This is a genomic window from Brevibacillus sp. AG, from assembly GCF_028369215.1.
GTDB lineage: Bacteria > Bacillota > Bacilli > Brevibacillales > Brevibacillaceae > Brevibacillus > Brevibacillus porteri.
On sequence record NZ_JAQMYO010000002.1, the window covers coordinates 337,839 to 356,809 of the forward strand.

Sequence of the window (18,971 nt, forward strand, 5' to 3'; positions counted from 1 at the left end):
GTGACAAACCTCCTTATGAAGCAGGTATAGCAGTATCAATCGGGATCGTGGCTCCGAGAATCATTTTTTCGGGTGGCGTTTCATAAATCGCTCTGAGGTCTACTGTCTGTGTGTCCCCAATAAACAAGGAAGCGGCAGAAGTGAGGGCACTGACGGAGACCTTCTTTACACAAATGGCTTCGTTTATCACTTGATACCTCATCATGGTTCGTTCACCTCACGAGGCAAATTTTTCAGGAATGTTTCGCAGGTCTTGTCGATATCCCGTTTCACTTTTTGGACGGTATTTTGCACGAAAACATCGAGCTGTTCTGGTTCTAGTTCATCGGTAGGGAGCTCGCTCAGGTAATACTTAATCCGTTGATCGATCTGCTTTTTAATGTCATCCAAGATAAAGGCTCGATAATTGTTATCCAGTGGATAGTTGCACTCTGTTTCGATTCTTTCAAGAACGAGGTAGGCATCTGTCTCCAAATATTGATAAATTTCTTTCTGGACACGGTCAAAAAGTGGGGCATTGCTTTGGTGCGGATTAGGGACATCCATCGATTGATTGATGGAAAAATCACCGATTCCTGCATCATTTCCTTTCGGGTTTAAGCCGATATTGAGAGTCCCTTCCAGTCGCTCAACCTTAAGCAGATCGAATTTGTACTCGTTTTTGATGACGGAAGGAATCTGTTTTTCCTTGAGATCATTTACATCTTGCTGCAGCTGTTCAATCATTTCCTTCAATTTCTCGATCTTATTGCTTTGCAATTGTATATAGTCATGTAACTGTTGCAAATACTTCATCATTTCGGGATCCATGTACATGACGACCATCCTTCTTCATCTAGCATACAACGAATTAGCCAAGTCTTGAAAGAATACCAGGGCGTATGAGCGAAGGCTGAACCAATGGAATGAGGGGCACGAATTCTTCCGAACCGGTTGTGGGTAGCGGCCCCACCTGTGGAGCTGGCTCTGTGAATCCGCCGGTGTTGTACAGCTTGGATACGGGCTTAATAATCCCGGCGCTTCCTATTTGGCACACCGAAGAGTTGCTAATGCCTTCGATTTTGAGCGAATTGATTACGATATGTTGCGTCACAAAAAAATTCATGCGAAATCGCGTCCCTTTGCCCTGAAATCGTTCGTTTCTTCTACAAAAAGCGGGATATCATTATCGGATTGTTCATTGACGTAGACGACGCTACGTGGAATTTTAAAGGACAGATTGGTACCAGAATTGAATGATCCTCCACCCGCGAAGGTTTTGGCGTAAGTGGTAGGTGCGATTTTACGGACGTCTCCGACATTGAAAACGCCGCCCACGTTGTTTACATTAATGACTCCAACGAATGCTGGCATGTTCGGCACATCCTTTTGGGAGAGATCCTCTCTGTATTGTATGTCGTAGGCCAGTGGGTGTTCATACCTGTTTTTGCGACCGAACCAGTGCGAGCAGCATACGATATTTGGATAGGCGCGAGTTTAGGAAAAGGAGAAAAAATTCCATGAATATGAAGGTGACAAATAAAAAAATAGACGTCGGTGATTTCAGTTTTGGTGGAGTAACTAAGTCGTCGATTGTGCTGATTGGGGACACCGATGTCCTTTCCTGCTACTCCATTTTTGATACGCCTCCACATGCCGTAATTTTATCACCCCAGGTTCCTCTCCAGCCGTTAGACCTTGGTTTGCGAAGAGGGTAGTAGTGTTTTTTACGTGTTCGCGTATTTCGTCTGGTAGTGGCTGAGAGCCAGCAACGGCCAAATCCAACGATAGCTGTGATAAGCAAAGTAAGTACCGCCAGGACGTCCCCCGCCAGTCGGGTAGCGAGTCGTCCAGTCACTTGCTTGATTGTGAGTGAGCAAATGGCGAATCCCGCGTTGTAGCTCTGCTGTCGGCTTTGACGACACGGCTATCAGTGCATCGGTTGCCCATGCCGTCTGCGAGGGAGTACTTGCTCCGAGGGGGACGTACGTTTTTTTCTGGTCGCTTTGGCAAGATTCACCCCAGCCGCCGTCGGGATTCTGGTTGGCAACCAGCCACGCAACCGCTTTTTGGATGGCGGGATCAGTAGGGGAAAAGCCAACCGCCATCAACCCGGTAATTGCAGCCCATGTACCGTATAGGTAAGCAATTCCCCAACGTCCATACCAGGAGCCGTTTGCTTCTTGATGGTTGAGAAGCCAGCGGACTCCTTTTTCTACATGGGGGTCAGTCAGTGTACGCCCGGCATAGTTTCCGAGGAATTCTAAGGTTCTCCCTGTCAAATCGGCAGAGGACGGATCTGTACTGACGGTATCGGCTCCTTCGATCGGCAGCTGGCGAATGAAATCAGCGTCTGTGTTTCGTTCAAAAGCAGGCCAGCCCCCATCGTCGTTTTGCATGGACAAGAGCCATTCGAGACCGCGCTTCCAAGCGGCTGCTGTTGTTATATCCGTACGGGAGAGCAGGCGCAGAGAGCGCAGAGCTGCCGTCGTATCATCAATATCGGGGTTCATGGTGTTGTAGTCAGAAAAGCCCCAACCGCCAGGCTTTCCTTTTGGATTGCGAATTTTCCAGTCACCGTACGTATGCTGCTGCTTTTGGAGAAGGTAACGGTTTGCTTTTTGAATGGCGGGGTGTGTGGTAGAAAGTCCGCTTTTTTGCAGAGAAGAAGTCAAGAGCGCGGTGTCCCAGACGGCTGAGGTAGCCAGCTGCAAGTGTGCGCCGTTTTCATAAACGTAGACACTATCTGTAAGCCCCTGCATCGCTTGTTGGATGAGTGGATCTTTCGGAGAAAACCCTCGAGCGAGCAGCGCAAAAATCATGAAAAAGGTAGAGGTCGAATAATTGTACAGAGTACCGTCCGGCTCGATTCGCGCCAGGATGTATTGTTCTAGGCGCCGTAGGGCGAGCTTGTGTAGTTGACTGGGTAAAAAGGGGAGACGCTGCAAGGAATCATGGATAGTGGCGAGGATCGATTGCCCCTCTTTGAGGAAATTCTCTAGGAATCGATGCGGATATAGACCGCGAGAGATAGGTGTATCTGCGTATAGATCGGACAAGTCTGGCGCATTGTCAGGCTTTTTTACATATTTGCGATCAGCCACAATCATCATGGGGGCAAGATGGACACGTGCGTACCCGACAAAATCGTAAAAGCTGACAGGGAAGCTCGGGGGAAATAGAGCAATCTCGACGGGAACGAGAAAGTGCGAGGGCCACTGGTATTGGCCTGTCAAGGCTGTAGAGAATTTGGTCAGCATGTTCGCGTGTGTCAGCCCACCCTTTTCCAAAATAAACGAGCGAGCCAGAGCCATTCTCGGTTCGTCCTTCGTGTATTTGCCAGATAGCAGAAGGGCGTAATACGAATCAATGGTGGTAGACAGATTGCCTTCATGCTCGTCAGGGTACAGCTTCCATGCCCCATTATCGTGTTGGAGAGACGTGATGTGAGCAGTGAGCTTCTCCATCAAACGCTCATCATGAATACCTAGCGTGCGCAATAGGATGATCATGTGAGAATCTGTCATCGGTGAGCTTTCCAAACAAAAGCGCCAAGTGCCATCCGCTTGTTGGCGCTGTAACAAAAAGGCTTGAATGCGATTAATTTCTTGCTGGACTTCGCGCAACTCATTCACCTCCCGATAAAATACATCGCCTAAGGAAGAGAGGGGGAAGAGCATCGATGGGTTTGTCGTGGTACCAATATGCATCGCGTCTGCCGCTTGCCATGAATTTGGGGAGAGTCCGTACGGCGACAGCACCATTGCCAGCGCAAGATCAAAAGACGGTAGAGAGGATTAGACAGGAGACGCTCGCCCACAACCGTGACAACATAGACAGAACGCGCGCCTATTTGTCGTTTTATCAAAAGCATCCACAAATTCATTGGGTGCTATTGGCACATCTCGTATCGCGCAATGCGGGATGGTGTATGACCGATTTGCGGGGAGAATTATTGCCTCGCTTGCTTCGAATAAAAGAGCAGCAGGATTATTTTTTGTTTTTGGAGCGGGGAAACTGGCTGATTTTTCACGATGCGTACCCTCAATTGTTACTGTATGAAGAGAGTGTCAGGCGACAGACCAACCTTTTTCATATACTGCCTCATCTGGGCGTCTCTACTTTCATGCAGGCGATCTGGAATCATTATTGGAAGACAACTGACAAAGAGCTGCTCACCATTGGCTTGATTATCAATGAACAAAACTACTTGGAAGAACAGGTCATGAAAGAGGCGGGTTATCAAAATTCAGTTGTCCGCACAATTCCGTTTGCCCTGCAGGAGCTTTTGCAACTGAATATGATCTTGCTTCCCCATCGGAAAGTGGCTGATGAGCAGGGCAGCTCCTTGCAGCTCGCTGGTGAGCGAGTGTTTCATTTTGCCTCCTTACCAGAGAGAATCAGCTTGGGAAAAAGGCTGTACAGTCTGCTGTTTGGAGATACAAATAGGCAGGAGGCAGCGTACGCTTGGGCATTGGAACAGCCACACACAGGTTCGCGAAAAGATTATTGGCCCCGTCTTTTTCACGATGTGAATGATATAGCTCCTGGCAAGCCTTATCAGGTAAAACTAATGAACTGTCAGCTGCGATCAGGGGCAAAGCGGCTGTTTTCCCCAGCGCTGCGTCAAGTTTGGAGACCTATCCACCATGAGCCACCAAAAGAGTTAGATTGGTACCAAAACAAGAGCGACGTATGGCGTTTGCTGATTCGAACACAGGAGACAACAAATGCAGGAGAGATGAGTGAGGCGTATTGCCAGGCGTTAGCAAAAATCGAGTGGGCTGTCGCAGCCAGAACGAGAATACTTGGCTAACTTGTAGTAAAATAGAGAGGAATCCAGAACGTAAGACTGAACCTCGACGGGTTGCTTAGAGCGTTTTAGAAGGAGCGATTATCATTTGAAGACACTAATTATTGCGGAGAAACCTGACATGGGACGAAATATTGCCGCCGCAATAGATCCTAAAGCGAAAAATAACCGCACCTATTTAGAAGGTGAAAAATACATCATTACGTGGGCAATCGGGCACTTAATTGAACTAGCGGAACCGGAGGCGTACGACCAAAAATATAAAAAGTGGAACATCAATGATCTTCCTATTATTCCCGATCCATTTAAGCTAGTGCCCAATCGGAAAACATTCGATCAGCTAAAAATGATCGGGCAGTTGGCCAAACGAAGCAATCTGCTGATTAATGCATGCGATGCCGGGCGGGAAGGTCAACACATATTTTCACTCATCCAGCGACATCTAAAATTGAGTCAACCCGTTAAAAGGCTTTGGATCTCGGACTTGACCCCTGAAACGATCAGGAAAGGATTTGCGGAGATGAAAGATGCCGCAGCCTATGAAAACTTAACGAGGGCAGCAAAAGCCCGTAGTGAAGCAGATTGGCTCATCGGCATGAATGGCTCACGTGCATTTACGACCAAACATAACGCGCTCCTTTCTGTCGGACGAGTACAGACACCTGTCCTTGCTCTCATTTATGATCGACAGAAACAGATTGAGGCTTTCTCATCGGTTACGTTTTTTCAAGTGGAAGGGCATTTTTCGCAGGGTGAAAGGGCGTATAAGGGTATTTGGCAAGGTGATCGCTTAACCGATCCATCTAAAGCAGAAATGTTGGCTCGTAAAGTGAAAGGAAAACAAGGGCGGATCACATCCTACGAAGTAAAGGATACCAAGGAGTATCCATTCAAGTTGTATGACCTGACATTGCTGCAACGTGAGGCCAATGGCAAGTACGGTTTTTCCGCCAAGAAAACCTTGGATTTAGCACAGGCACTCTATGAAAAACACAAGGTGATCTCATATCCGCGGACGAATTCCAACTATGTGACAGAGCAAAATATTCCTGAAATGCACAACACCTTGTCGTCCTTGCAAGGCACTGCATATGACAATTTGGTAAAGGGTGCAAACCGTAGTTTGGTTCATAAAGGCAACAAATTTATATGTAATCCAGCAAAAGTAGACGACCACCATGCGATCCTGCCGACAAATCGTAAGGCTACAGGGCTTACGCCAGATGAGCAAAAGTTATACGATTTGATCGTTCGCCGCTTTCTGTCACAGTTTTATCCACCAGCTGAATATAAGATGCATACGGTCATAACCGAAGTGGAAAAAGAATTATTCAAAACGTCGGTGAAAGAACGGAAAAGTCTCGGTTGGAAGATTATTTATGCTGATCAGCAGAAGGAAAAGCCCAAGAATGGGAAAGGTGCGGCCAAAGAAGAAGAGGATAAAGAAGAGATTGAAGTTAATGAGCCTTTTGTCATTCAACCTGATGCCAGCGTAGTATGCTCGGATGCTATGGTAAAGGAGAAAGAAACACAGCCGCCCAAGCATTTTACGGAAGGAACGCTTCTCAAGGCCATGGAAAGCGCAGGCAAGCAAATCGAGGACGAGGAACTGCGTGATGCGATGAAAGAATCTGGTCTGGGAACCCCAGCAACTCGTGCCGCTACCATCGAACGACTGAAAAAGGTCGGATACGTTGAAATGCAGGGGAAAAGGGTTCAACTTACGCTAAAAGGCCGTACCGTTATCGAATTGATTAGGGGAGCAGGGATCGAACTATTAACCTCTCCTGAAATGACGGGGCATTGGGAGCGCCGCTTGAATGAGATTTCCCGAGGGACCGCCTCCGACAAGCAGTTCATGGAGAATGTGAAGAAATTCGCTACGATGATCGTAGAAAAGGTTCGCGTACAATCTCGTGCTGAGAAGACCTTGTTTGAGAGTGAGAGAACCACTCAGAAAGGATCATCGAAAACAAGAGGACGAGCTGGTGGGCGAAGTACAGGCAGATCCTCATCTCGAACGGTAGCAAAGACCACTAGTACAGCGTCGAGTATCATCACCAAATGTCCACGACCGAGTTGCGGAGGCTCTATTTTCATGGGACGCAAAGGTTACGGTTGTTCGAATTACAACGTGGGCTGTAAATTCGTCATATGGAAAGAGAACTATGGACGTATGCTGACGGATACACAGATTAAAGCGCTCATTGAAAAAGGCAAAACGGGTAAAATGAAGCTGGAACGTCAGGATGGGACACAATTTCAAGCAAAACTTATTTTGAAAAGTGTAGAATCGGGCGAACTTACTTTCGAGTAACGACGAAATCGCCGCGCACTACGAAAAACAATAAAAAAATAAATTGTTGAAACTTACTTGCGTAATTATCGTAAATACATGTATAACGGGGACGGCAACATAGGCCGAACAACCTGGTACGTACTCAAGGAGGAATAAATCCATGTCCATTTTTAAAAGACTCCGTGATTTGACCATGTCCAATTTGTACGCTTTGATTGAGAAAGCAGAAGATCCAATTAAAATGACAGACCAGTATTTGCGTGATATGCAAGAAGACTTGAACGAAGCAGAGAAAGCGGTTGCCGCCCAAATTGCTTTGGAAAAGAAATTCAAGGTGCTGTATGAAGAACAGGAAGCCTTGGTGAAAAAGCGTGAAGAACAAGCTCACATCGCAGCACAAGCGCAGAACATTGATCTGGCTCGACGAGCTTTGGAGGAAAAGAAAGCCGCCGAGCAAAAAATGAACGAATACAAGGACAGCTACGAGAAAAACAAGCTGGCAGCTGACGGATTGCGCGAGAAGCTGGCTGAAATGAAAAAACAGATTACCGAGCTGAAAAACAGGCGCGAAACATTAGTTGCCCGTGTCAATGCAGCCAAAGCGCAAAAGACGATCAACCAGGCGATGGGTGGCTTCGACACGAACTCGGCTATGTCTGGCTTGAAACGCATGGAAGAAAAAGCACTGCAAATGGAAGCAGAAGCAGAAGCCAGCGGCGAGATTTACAAAAAACAGAGCTCTTTAGATGATGAAATTGCAAAGCTGAATAAGGATCAGGCCGTTGAGGACGAACTGGCTGCTCTGATGAAAAAATATGAGGGGTAAACCGCTTCAGGCGGTTTCCCTTTTTTTCAGACCTTAAACACCTTGACGAAAGTGGAGTGATTCGCTTTGACGTGGACAGAAATACTAGGGATGCTGGTTTGGACAGGAGCCGGTGGCATTTTACTTTTTGTTTTGATGTGGATCGATTCGTTGTTTACGAAATACAAGGACATCACGGAAATCAAAAATGGAAACATCGCGGTCACGACTCGTTTTGTCATGAAGCTGTTTGCGCAAGGATATATCTTATCGCAATCCATTATTACCTCCAATTTATTGTGGACAGCACTACTCGTTTCTGTGCTCTCATTTATCATTCTGTTCCTTTTGGAGAGAATCGTGGAATGGCTGTTAAAGCAAGTGGCCGGACTGGACCTGGAAAAAGGGACGCAGGAAGGAAAAGTGGCATATGCCATGATGGCTGGTTCATTCCATCTCGTGGGTGCACTGATTATAGCTGCATGTTTGTAAGACGTGAAAGGGAAGGGAGTACAGCATGAGTTTGATGAAGCGAATCCAAAATATTTTTGCCAAGCATGAGCCTCCTGCACCGGAGAAGAGCATCCTGACGGTGGGACCGGGGGATGTAGTCGATGTATCGCTCGTTACCTATCAAGTAATAGGGAAGGCGAGCAATGCGAGTCGCAAAGCTACGATGCTTACGTTACAGGATGGAACGACTATTCGCTACCTGTACATCGAGGAACGGGAAAAGATTGTCTATCAGCTGTATAGCGTGATTGATGGACGACTTGATTCAATAGACGAAGTGCCGACCACAATCGAGATGGACGATGTCACCTACCATTTGGAGGAGCAATATAATGGCTCCGTTCAGGTTGCGGGGAAAGCCCCTTTTCATACGTCAGGGGAGCAGTACATCTGGCAATTCCAATCGGATCAACGCCAGTTGCTGCGAATCGAGTGGCAGGATGGCCGTTTCATGCTCTATGAGGGAGAAAGTGTTCTGCCAGCGGACGTGCAGGTACTGCGCGGAGCATAGAGAGGAGGGACAAGTACATGCCAAATCCATGGATGAAATCAATCAAGCTCCTGCTGATTCCGGCCTTGTTCCTCCTTACGCTAGCGGGTTGTGGCAGTCCTGCGGTTGGCGAGACGTATCCGCTTGAATCTGTCTCTACCAAAGACAATGGACAGTCGTCACGCATCTATCGTGCGGAAGACAAGACTGTACCGGAAGTGGCCTTGGAGCTGGCGGAGCAGAATACGCCAGATGAAATCTCCAAAGAAGATCCGCAGCATATGTTCCTCATTTATTCGGATGAGGTATACCATTTGCAGCAAGACGCTGCCAAGCCGACGGATACGTTGATCGAGGTCGACAGCAAAGAGTACGTCCGGCAAAACTACGATTCTTCGTTTTTGCAGGGATACATTGTAGCCAGCGTACTGGATGATTTGTTCGATGGGCTTAAGAAAAGTACAAAGGGCAGTTATCGTGGCTACAATAGCAAGGATATATACAAGCCTTCCGGAACGTATCGCGTGCCTACAACCGAGGACAAAAAAGTAGCGCCGCCGATTACCAAAGAGGGTACGGGAAGTATTTTCAAACGGGGTAATGCGAAGAACACGGATGGTACGGTAGGTTCTGACGGCAGCCTTTTCAAGAAGCAGGGGGAGTCGTCTAGCGGTAGTTCAGGTAAAATTATTCGTTCTTCCAGCAGTTCGTCGAAGTCGAGTGATTCTGTCTCATCCAAGCGCTCGAGCTTTTCTCCGCCGAAAAGTAAATCGCCCCCACGAACGAAGGTAGGGGGCTCGGGGCGAATTACAAAGCGTCGATAACTGTAAAAAATAGGACAGAAACGAACACCCCCAAACGATTCTTGTAGCTCGTTTGGGGGTGTTTTTGTTCTTCGGATTAGCGCTGCTTGGTCTCTACCGTATACACAACATCTTCATTTTGATATTTGTACACATACAAGTAGTAGCGGCCTGGCTTTACTTGATAATGGGCACTTTGCAGATTTCCTTCCACCTCTTGCGGGTACGATACAGGCTGATCTGGATTTCCTTCGTGGAATAGCATCCAAGTCACACCTTGTCCCTGCTCGGGGTTCAGAGAAATACGTATTTCTTCTGGTTTATCTACTTGGAAGGCAAAAATATCTTGCCAGTCGTTTCCTTTCATGTCGCCTGAAACAGTCGTACCTATCGGCAATGGACCATTTGCTTGCTCGATAGAATCATTGCTCTCGCTTTCTTGATAGAGTTGCTCTTGTGGGCTATCTTCACCCTTAACCACTAAGGTAAACGTTTGGTCCTCTTGCCCTGTACCATACGTATAAGCAGTCACATAGTAAGTCCCAGGTTTCGCATCGAATGATCCGATCAGCTTGTTGCCTTCGCGCTTGTTGGGATAGGCGATGTAGTTCTGCTTATCAGACTCGTGGAATACTAGCCACGCCACTCCATCCCCATGCTTTGTTTCCATCTCTACTTGAAGCTGTTGGGCTGATTTCACATCGAGACGGAACTCCTGGCTCGGTTTTTGAAGATTGACGATACCTGTAATCTGCTTACCCAATGAAATAGACGTTTCGTCAGGGTTAGGCGTTGGATTCTCTGTCTCGGTGCCATCTTCATGAGCCAGCTTCCCGTGGAACACGACATCATAGGCAAAGCGTCCATCTTTTGTCGTACGATAATTGGTGAAGTAGCTCGTAACCGTGTCATAGCCATTCCAGGAAAGATCCGATAACTCCTTGAGGAATCCATCTGTGAGGCGGTTCATTTCTTGCCAATCCTGAAATTCTCCTTGGGAAGCTCCACCCGTATAAACCCCACGCAACGTGAAGCTGCGGAAATCTCCAGAGTCTTTTTCATCTGTTTTTACATCAGTCAGAGAGGCAGCTTCTGCGATTTGACGATAAACCACTTCTTTGCTGGTCACGTCCACTTTTTGTAAGTAATCATCTGAAACGAGAGGAACATCCAACTCTTCATACTGGTCGATCAATTCTTCTAACGTTTCTTGATAGCCACGTTCAAGAGCGCGATCACGGCTGAATTCTTCGATTAAGTCATCATAAGCAGATACATCATTGGAACGGATCGTATCATTGATTTTATCCAGACGAGCAAAATCATTCTTGAACATATGGTACTGAAGCGCGAATGAGTAGTCGTAGAATGCCATGGTTCCGTATTTGGCACGCATCATATCTGCCGCAGTGTAATCGAGATAAGGCGCTGCATTTCGGATATTGCCTACAACGGATTGGCGAGGCTTGATTCCTTCCGTTCGGGTAGCACCTGCGAAAAACTCGGCTCCGCCTTCTTCATACCAAGGCAAGCGGCTGTTTTCATAAATTTCTCCCTTTCCCCACATGCCCGGCACTTCATATCTACCTTGCAAATAGTGGACGAATTCATGACGGAACAGCTCTTCTAGACTGTAGATGCTTTGTTCTTTTGTCCGATCGTAGGTGAAGAAAGTACCAGTACCCTCAATGTAGATACCACCATTATCTGTGTCGTATCCGTACAGGAAGCGATTCATTTTATATTCATCAGGCGTATTGTAGATGACAATGGTCAGTACATCATCCGGATTACCGCTCTCGAGCTCCTTGTCATTGCCGATGACACGATGAAATTGTGCCTTCACTTCCTTGGATGCCCAATACAAGCGCTCAACCTGTTCTTCTGTTAGTTTATCTCCCGTTTTGAACACAACCGCTCCGTCATCAAAAGTAAATTGCTGCGGAAGATAATGCTTTTTCCCTTCTTTTTTCATTTCCTCGAGGTCGATTTTTTTTCCATTGGCATCCTCGCCATATGTTTCCGCGATTTGTTGCGCGGCTGTGAAGTATGGCTCGCTCCACTTTTTATAAGTTCTCATCGCTTTCGTCAATATGTCATTGGCTTTGTCTGGATCACTGTAGTAGCTACCTAATTTCCCTGTGTAATACAAGGCATTGTTCGTCAGCCATACATGATCAGCGGAGGTGTCACCATTTTCCGCCATGTCAAAAATGGGGTCGAGAAATGCATCGATGCTGCCTTCCAGCTCATCTCTTTCTGAATCATCTACTCCCCAAATCAGAACATAGCCAACACCTTGAAGGACGCTGTAAAAAGCCTCGCTTGCTTCGCGATCATCTGACCATTTATCCCGATCCTCGTTAAAGTCCGCCATTACTTTTGACAGAAGACCGATTGTCTCAGAATCAACAGTCGTGTTGCTAATTAATTTTCCCGTAGAACTGATGATTTCATTTTGAGTCTTTGTACCTAAGGTGAAATTTTGATTGGAGGTAATTGCTTGAAGTGCTGGAATAATTTTTTGCTTATACTTTGGCTCCATCAAATACTTTAAGCCGTCGTTGTAATACCCCAAGTAATACCCCGAACGCAAAACTTCTACAAATGTATGTATGCCTTGCTCGTCATCCTTGGTGAAGTTCTTGCCACTCTCTTGCAAGGCATCGATGATGGCTTGAACCCGCTCCCGATCTTCATAAAATTCCTGGGTGTCGTCGTTGTAAGTAAACAGCTCAGGGATTTGCGTCCAACTGATTTCCTTCAACAATTCAACAAGCTCTAAATTGTCCAATGTATTTAGGTGGGAGATGCTGTACTTCTCCTGTTTGGCTGCTTGGCGTAACTGACTCTTCGACATGTTTTCTTGAACGGGTGTATGACCAATCTGCGAATCATTGCGCTCTTGGGATGGGCTTGGCGGCGTGCTTTTGGCTTGAGCTGCTAGTGGCAAGCCTGCCGCTACCGTTGAAATTGCAATTGATCCTGCTGTTACCATGCTAATCCATGAATGATTCATTTCTTTCGTTGACTCCTTTTTCATTCTTTTTGGAAGTAGAAGTGAATATTTTATAGTATCGGTATCCAACATGAAAATCCTTACAAATAAAACAAAAGATGACGGAATATAGCTCTTTCTTCCTATTTGGTAAAAAGAAAAGAATGTCTAGAGAAGTAGCTTTGTAAGAATGGAAGGAGAGCGACTTTTGTTTGCCTATGACGAAAACATGATTGTTGATCGACAAAAGAAGAAAGGATGTGCATCCAGCATTCGACAGTCTTTGTTAGCAGCATTGGCTATGATTGACATTGGGAAAGCACAGATAGGTGAAGTTGGCGGAGGGGAGTGCTAGAAGATGCTGGAAAAAATTCTCGAACTGCGTTCACGATCCATGCCCATTGCACAAATTGCCAAAGAGTGCGGCTTAACGATTGGTCAAGTTAAGTATCGCCTGCAAAAAGACCGTGCGAAGCCAGTGACACCACCTCCCGCTAGAACGGAATTGGAATGGCAATTGCCTGCGTTTTATGGTCGGGACATTGTCAAAGTCATGGTACAAGGACCGACTGTGCTATTCTTCTATTGGGAAATCACTTGGCCCCGCATGAGAATGGTCGCATCCTACCTGCAAGCCGATTATCGTCACATCCAGAAGGGCTTGCGTCTGTATGATGTCACGGAACGCTTATTTGATGGAAAAAATGCACATTCCGTCCGAGATGTGCTCGTACATGAAGAGGCTCATTCCTGGTACGTGAATGATGTAGAGCCAGGACGTACATACATTGTTGATTTTGGTTTATATGAACACAATCGGTTTTGTCCGATTTTACGCTCGGAAACGGCAATTACCCCGCGTAACTCAAAAGCTAGCTGGGGGGAATCGTTCGTTGAGCCCGTCCACGATTCAGCTACACCTTCCTGGTTTGAGAACTTTTCCTCCTACTCGTTGTATACCAAAACATCAAAATAAGTGAGGTGTCATTTGTGCACAAAGGTTATCTCTCCCTCGTGTTGCATGCCCATCTGCCTTATGTCCGACACGGGGATCGGGACGATCGCCTGGAAGAGCGCTGGGTGTATGAAGCCATGCTGGAATGCTATCTTCCCTTGCTCATGGTTTTCGACAGGCTCCTCTCAGACGGCATCGCTTTTCGCATGACCCTTGCTATTTCTCCGACATTACTTTCCATGCTAGAAGATGATCTGATCGTGACACGCTTTCGCACACATCTAGCGAAGACCGTTGAATTGGCTGGGAAGGAAGTCAAACGTACCGCAGGTCAACCCGAAGAACACCGTATCGCCAAAATGTACGTGGAGCGTTTTCGAAGCATCATTGCCTATTGCCGCAAGTGGGATTTTCAACTAATCAAGGCCTTTAGGCATATCGAGGATAGCGGATGCCTCGAACTCATCACTTGCGCAGCCACGCACTCCTTCTTGCCCTATGTGGAAACAGAAGAGGCGATTCGGGCTCAGCTTCAGGTGGGCATCGATACACATGAGCGGATTCTGGGAAGACGTCCGAAGGGAATTTGGCTGCCAGAGTGCGGGTATACACCTGGATTGGATCGTTTGCTGAAAGAGGCAGGGCTTCGGTATTTCTTTGTAGACAGTCACACGATAGAGCATGCGACGCCTTTACCTCGCAGAGGGGTGTTGGCTCCCTTGTTCACGCCGCATGAAGTGGCTGCCTTTGCCCGTGATGAAGTGGCTTCCCGCCAGGTATGGAGCTCAATCGATGGTTATCCAGGGGACTATGATTATCGTGAATATTACCGGGATATCGGATTTGACAGGGAGATGAGCTACATCGAACCGTACATCCATCCTGACGGCATTCGCGTGCATACCGGTTTGAAATACTATCGGATCACCGGAAAAGCAGGGGATAAAGACTGGTATGAGCCAAGCTGGGCGCGGGAAAAAGCAGCGTCTCATGCGGGACATTTCCTGTATCACCGAGAGCGTCAAGTGGAGGAAGCCAGTCACTGGATGGATCGCAAGCCGTTGGTCGTCGCCACTTATGATGCGGAATTGTTTGGTCATTGGTGGTTCGAGGGTCCACAGTTTCTAGATGACCTCATGCGAAAAACGGTTTGTGATTCAAAAGCCGTGAAATTAATGACACCATCTGAATATTTGGAGGAGTATCCAGAGCAGGATCGCGGTCACTTGCCTATGTCTACGTGGGGGAGAAATGGCTACGGAGAAGTCTGGCTGAACGAGAACAATGGCTGGATATACAGGCATTTGCATCAAGCAGAGCGGGAACTGATTGGAGCGATTACTACCTTTTCTGAAAAGAAAGGAGATCCGCTTGCCTTACGGTGCCTCAAGCAGGCAGCACGCGAATTGATGCTAGCCCAAAGCAGTGATTGGGCGTTTATTTTAGACGGTCAAACGGTCACCCCGTATGCGGTGCAACGCGTTCATGATCATTTGGTTCGCATGCGGGCTCTCTTGGCGATGTATCGAGAGCATCAACTGGATGAAGAGGCAATTACGCAAGCAGAAGCTGACTTTCCGATCTTTCCTGACTTGGATATCACGTTCTATTTGCCTAAACAAATGCATAGAGTGAACGTATCGCGTCAATTGGTAGCGGCTACGCAAGATCAGTCTTCGACAAAAACAGTTTTGATGCTTGCATGGGAATTTCCCCCTCATGTGGTAGGGGGGCTTGGTCGGGCTGTCTACGATCTCGCCAGACATCTTGTCCAGCAAGGAATTGTGGTGCATGTGCTGACAGGTTCGGCAGATTCATGCTCCATAGATGAGACGATGGAAGGCGTTCACGTACACCGTTTGCCTACGTACCTTCCTTCTGAACAAGCTGACTTTCTGGCATGGGTGTTTCAACTGAATTTGGCGATGGTCGATGCTACCTTCAAGCTATGGTCACTCGGGGTGCGACCAGATGTCATCCATGCTCATGATTGGCTTGTCAGCTGGGCAGCGATCGAACTGAAACAGAGGTACTCTCTTCCGCTCGTCAGCACGATTCACGCTTTGGAGCATGGACGGCATCAAGGCATTCATACACCGTTGCAGCAAAGGATTCATGAGTGTGAACGTACACTAACACAAAGCTCTGACTCGATGATCGTTTGCAGCAAGTATATGGAGTCGGAAGTCATGCGCCTGTTCGGAACACCTTCATCCCAATTACGTGTCATTCACAACGGTGTCGATCTCATTCCTCTACCGGATGTCAATCGTGAACAGCTTCGGCAGGAGTTGGCGATAGGCGATGGACCTGTCCTCTTTTTTGTAGGGCGCTTGGTCCAGGAAAAAGGTGTTCACCTATTGTTGGAAGCCATGGCAAGGCTGCGCGCTGAATTTCCGCGGGCGAAGTTGCTTATAGCTGGCAGAGGGCCGATGCAAGACGAGTGGAAGCAGTTGGTTCATCAGATGGGACTTTCTGAGCAAGTCCGCTTCTTGGGCTTCGTAGAAGATGTTAGGCGAAATGAGTTGTTAGCCTTGGCTGATGTGGCGGTATTCCCGAGCTTGTATGAACCTTTTGGAATTGTTGCACTGGAAGCGATGGCGCTAGGTACGCCAGTTCTTGTTGCGGATACGGGAGGGCTTCGAGAGATCGTTCGCCATGGCGAAAACGGCGCCATGATGTTCACAGGCGACCCTGAATCCTTGACGAATCAACTCCGCTGGCTACTGCGCGACCCCGATCAGCGGCATCAACTAGCCCAGACGGCCATGCAAGATGTGAAACAGTTTTATAACTGGACCATTCTCGCTACTCAAACCATCGATCTATACCGTTCACTTGGCGTATCCGCGGAAAGCGGCATGACAACATAGATTGCAACGATGAAGGAGGAAGAAAAGAAGATGAAGGCAGTAATCATGGCTGGGGGAAAAGGTACACGACTACGTCCGTTAACATGCCACACGCCAAAACCAATGGTGCCACTCTTAAACCGGCCTTGCATGGAGTACACGATTGATCTATTGAAAAAGCATGGGATTACAGAGATAGCAGTGACACTCCAGTATCTGCCTGATGTCATCCGCGATACGTTTGGCGATGGATCTCGCTACGGTGTTTCGCTCGTCTATTTTGAAGAAACGATTCCTTTGGGCACGGCAGGCAGCGTGAAAAACTGCGCCGATTTTCTCGATGAGCGCTTTGTCGTGATCAGTGGAGATACGTTGACAGACATCGATTTGTCGGCAGCCATACGTTTCCATGAGCAAAATAACGCACTGGCTACGTTGGTTTTGACTCGTGTAGAAACACCGCTGGAATTCGGAGTTGTCATGACAGATGAGGGCGGACGTATTACACGCTTTTTAGAAAAGCCGAGCTGGGCGGAGGTTTTTAGCGATACGGTGAATACGGGGATATACGTCTGCGAGCCAGAGGTCTTGTCTTATATAGAAGAAGAGCGGGAAGTGGATTTCAGTAAGGAAATTTTCCCATCTTTTTTACAAGCAGCAAAGCCTCTATACGGATATGAAGCAAGCGGTTATTGGTCTGATATTGGTTCTTTGGAGGTTTATCAGAAAGCCCAGTTTGATTTGCTGGATGGACGCGTGCATCTCGAAATAAAAGCACAGGAAATCGCGCCGCGCATTTTCTTGGAAAATGATGTTCGCATCGATTCATCGGTCCGTTTGGAAGGCCCTGTCTATATCGGTGAAAATGTACACTTGCAGGCTGGAGTTGCCGTTGGTGCTTATTCCATTCTGGGGAAAAATACGGTGATTTCTTCCGGTACGAAGCTGTCCAGGACGATCGTTTGGGAAAATAATGTCATTGGGAAAAAAACTGAGATCACAGGAACGACGCTCTGCCGCAACACACGAATTAGCGATTGCGTACAACTCGGGGAAGGGGCGGTCATTGGAGACCAGTGCTTCATTGGGGCGAAGTCGGTGGTAAAGGCAGGCATCAAAATTTGGCCGGACAAGGAAGTCGGTGAAAATGCGACTGTCACCACCTCGCTCATCTATGGTGCCAAGCAAACCAAAAATTTGTTTGGGACGCATGGAATCAAGGGCATTGGCAATGTCGACATCACGCCCGAATTCGTCACTAGACTTGCTGCTGCCTACGCGTACTTACTACAAGCGGGGGATAAAATTGCGCTCTCGGCATGCTCACACCCATTTGCTCAGTTATTGAAGCATAGCATCATGACGAGCTTGTGCTCTTCCGGAATTGATACGGTCGATCTCGGGATTGGCAATTCACCCTTGATCCGATACGGCGTGCGCTCCCTGGCTTGCAAGGGTGGCATTCATGTTTATATGGCAGAGCCAGTCGATGATAAAGAGATTGTCATCCAATTCATCGATCATGCTGGGTTGCCGATTTCTCGTGATATGGAACGTAAAATTGAGAATGCTTACTGGCAAGAGACGTATGTTCGCAACCTGCATCGATTGGGAGCATTGCAAGTCGAGCATCAAGTACAAGAAGCTTATCTTCACGCTTTGGTCCAACAGTTGAATGTATCGTCCATCCAGCGTCAGCGCTTCCACCTGCTGATCGATTGTGAACAGCGATTTTTTCCGACTTTTCTTGCGCCACTCTTGCATGCACTGGGAGTCACTGCACATTACAGCTCCATACAAGAAGGTATTCGTAAAAAGGGAGCGGATTTAGGCGTTCGTCTCGATAAAAATGGCGAACAATTTACCTTGTTTACCGAGCATGGAGAGAAGCTCTCGAACGAGCAGATCACGGCTCTGCAACTGCTGGCTTGCAGTGGTCAACATCGGCGCATCGGGCTTCCTGTGAGTGCACCGATCGAATTGGAGCATATGGCCCAGCTGTTGCAAATGGAGGTTGTACGCACCAAGGTCTCACCGCGCTCCATGATGGAGGTATCGAGCGAACAGCGCTTTCATCCGATGTTTGACGCCGTGTACAGTCTCATGAGAATTCTTTCGTACCTCGCTTCCGAAGAAAAACCGCTCAGCATTCTGCTGGAGCTGTTGCCAGCGTGCCATATGGAGAAAAAGACTGTCTTTTGCCCATGGACAGCAAAAGGGAAGGTCATGCGCAGAGTGATGGAAGAAAACAAAGGCAAGCTGCTGGAGCTCGTCGATGGAATCAAAGTATACGATTCGAACGGCTGGGTGCTGATTTTACCCGATTCAGAGGATTCGCACGTAAAAGTGATTTCGCAAGGAGCGACGGCAGAGACCGCGGCTACGCTTGCTTCTTCCTACGCGAGGCGAATTGCCGAATATCAGTTTCACGAAAAGAGAGAGATCGACAGCCTATAACGAAAAG

General features: G+C 47.6%; 17 protein-coding genes. 11 read left to right on the forward strand and 6 right to left on the reverse strand.

Annotated elements, in window-relative coordinates:
• Nucleotides 1–13: 13 nt before the first annotated feature.
• Genes POF51_RS06605 through POF51_RS06620 form a run of 4 tightly spaced genes read right to left on the reverse strand, consistent with a single transcriptional unit; the run spans nt 14 to nt 1,353 of the window.
• Nucleotides 14–205, reverse strand: coding sequence for a spore gernimation protein (locus POF51_RS06605; protein WP_083261681.1), 192 nt, complete (start codon nt 203–205; stop codon nt 14–16).
• Complete coding sequence (locus POF51_RS06610; RefSeq protein ID WP_069849585.1) at nt 202–816, reverse strand: spore germination protein GerPC; 615 nt, start codon at nt 814–816, stop codon at nt 202–204. The genes POF51_RS06605 and POF51_RS06610 overlap by 4 nt, the downstream gene beginning before the upstream one ends.
• Before the next feature lie 34 nt (nt 817–850).
• The gene (locus tag POF51_RS06615; RefSeq protein WP_017249531.1) at nt 851–1,105 is read right to left on the reverse strand and encodes a spore germination protein GerPB; all 255 of its coding nucleotides are present in this window, start codon (nt 1,103–1,105) and stop codon (nt 851–853) included.
• On the reverse strand, nt 1,102–1,353 hold the full coding sequence (locus POF51_RS06620) for a spore germination protein (RefSeq protein ID WP_016740748.1): 252 nt from the start codon (nt 1,351–1,353) through the stop codon (nt 1,102–1,104). Before POF51_RS06620 ends, POF51_RS06615 begins: the two co-directional genes overlap by 4 nt.
• 146 nt (nt 1,354–1,499) lie before the next feature.
• Here POF51_RS06620 and POF51_RS06625 point away from each other — a divergent pair, with 146 nt between their 5' ends.
• Nucleotides 1,500–1,697: a hypothetical protein gene (locus tag POF51_RS06625; RefSeq protein ID WP_017249530.1), complete on the forward strand. Its 198-nt coding sequence runs from the start codon at nt 1,500–1,502 to the stop codon at nt 1,695–1,697.
• Nucleotides 1,698–1,706: 9 nt separating this feature from the next.
• On the opposite strand, the gene shc is transcribed toward POF51_RS06625, so the two are convergent.
• A complete protein-coding gene (gene shc / locus POF51_RS06630) occupies nt 1,707–3,689 on the reverse strand; it encodes a squalene--hopene cyclase (RefSeq protein WP_069849583.1) in 1,983 nt (660 codons plus the stop codon).
• Here shc and POF51_RS06635 point away from each other — a divergent pair.
• The 6 genes from POF51_RS06635 (at nt 3,662) to POF51_RS06660 (ending at nt 9,723) form a co-directional block, all read left to right on the forward strand.
• Nucleotides 3,662–4,795 carry a DUF2515 domain-containing protein gene (locus POF51_RS06635; protein WP_271754550.1) on the forward strand — a complete coding sequence of 378 codons (1,134 nt, stop codon included), beginning with the start codon at nt 3,662–3,664 and terminating at the stop codon, nt 4,793–4,795. The genes shc and POF51_RS06635 overlap by 28 nt on opposite strands.
• 85 nt (nt 4,796–4,880) lie before the next feature.
• Nucleotides 4,881–7,109, forward strand: coding sequence for a type IA DNA topoisomerase (locus tag POF51_RS06640; protein ID WP_106835712.1), 2,229 nt, complete (start codon nt 4,881–4,883; stop codon nt 7,107–7,109).
• A 142-nt stretch (nt 7,110–7,251) separates the two neighbouring features.
• Entirely contained in the window at nt 7,252–7,917 is a 666-nt protein-coding gene (locus POF51_RS06645; protein WP_069849579.1) for a PspA/IM30 family protein, read from the forward strand.
• A gap of 66 nt (nt 7,918–7,983) precedes the next feature.
• Nucleotides 7,984–8,388: a DUF350 domain-containing protein gene (locus tag POF51_RS06650; RefSeq protein ID WP_017249526.1), complete on the forward strand. Its 405-nt coding sequence runs from the start codon at nt 7,984–7,986 to the stop codon at nt 8,386–8,388.
• A gap of 25 nt (nt 8,389–8,413) precedes the next feature.
• Nucleotides 8,414–8,920 (forward strand): DUF4178 domain-containing protein, encoded by a 507-nt coding sequence (locus tag POF51_RS06655; protein WP_017249525.1) that lies wholly within the window; start codon nt 8,414–8,416, stop codon nt 8,918–8,920.
• A 17-nt stretch (nt 8,921–8,937) separates the two neighbouring features.
• Nucleotides 8,938–9,723 carry a DUF4247 domain-containing protein gene (locus POF51_RS06660; protein WP_069849577.1) on the forward strand — a complete coding sequence of 262 codons (786 nt, stop codon included), beginning with the start codon at nt 8,938–8,940 and terminating at the stop codon, nt 9,721–9,723.
• Nucleotides 9,724–9,799: 76 nt separating this feature from the next.
• On the opposite strand, the gene POF51_RS06665 is transcribed toward POF51_RS06660, so the two are convergent.
• Nucleotides 9,800–12,721, reverse strand: a complete 2,922-nt coding sequence (locus POF51_RS06665; protein WP_271754554.1) for a collagenase — start codon at nt 12,719–12,721, stop codon at nt 9,800–9,802.
• A 187-nt stretch (nt 12,722–12,908) separates the two neighbouring features.
• Here POF51_RS06665 and POF51_RS06670 point away from each other — a divergent pair, with 187 nt between their 5' ends.
• From POF51_RS06670 to POF51_RS06685, 4 genes are read left to right on the forward strand one after another with little or no spacing between them, the layout of a single operon-like run.
• Nucleotides 12,909–13,055 carry a hypothetical protein gene (locus POF51_RS06670; RefSeq protein WP_017249523.1) on the forward strand — a complete coding sequence of 49 codons (147 nt, stop codon included), beginning with the start codon at nt 12,909–12,911 and terminating at the stop codon, nt 13,053–13,055.
• 3 nt (nt 13,056–13,058) lie between these two features.
• Entirely contained in the window at nt 13,059–13,676 is a 618-nt protein-coding gene (locus POF51_RS06675; RefSeq protein ID WP_271754557.1) for a DUF4912 domain-containing protein, read from the forward strand.
• Between the two features lie 14 nt (nt 13,677–13,690).
• Nucleotides 13,691–16,528, forward strand: coding sequence for a 1,4-alpha-glucan branching protein domain-containing protein (locus POF51_RS06680; RefSeq protein WP_271754559.1), 2,838 nt, complete (start codon nt 13,691–13,693; stop codon nt 16,526–16,528).
• Between the two features lie 30 nt (nt 16,529–16,558).
• Nucleotides 16,559–18,964 carry a sugar phosphate nucleotidyltransferase gene (locus tag POF51_RS06685; RefSeq protein ID WP_069849569.1) on the forward strand — a complete coding sequence of 802 codons (2,406 nt, stop codon included), beginning with the start codon at nt 16,559–16,561 and terminating at the stop codon, nt 18,962–18,964.
• Nucleotides 18,965–18,971: the final 7 nt, after the last annotated feature.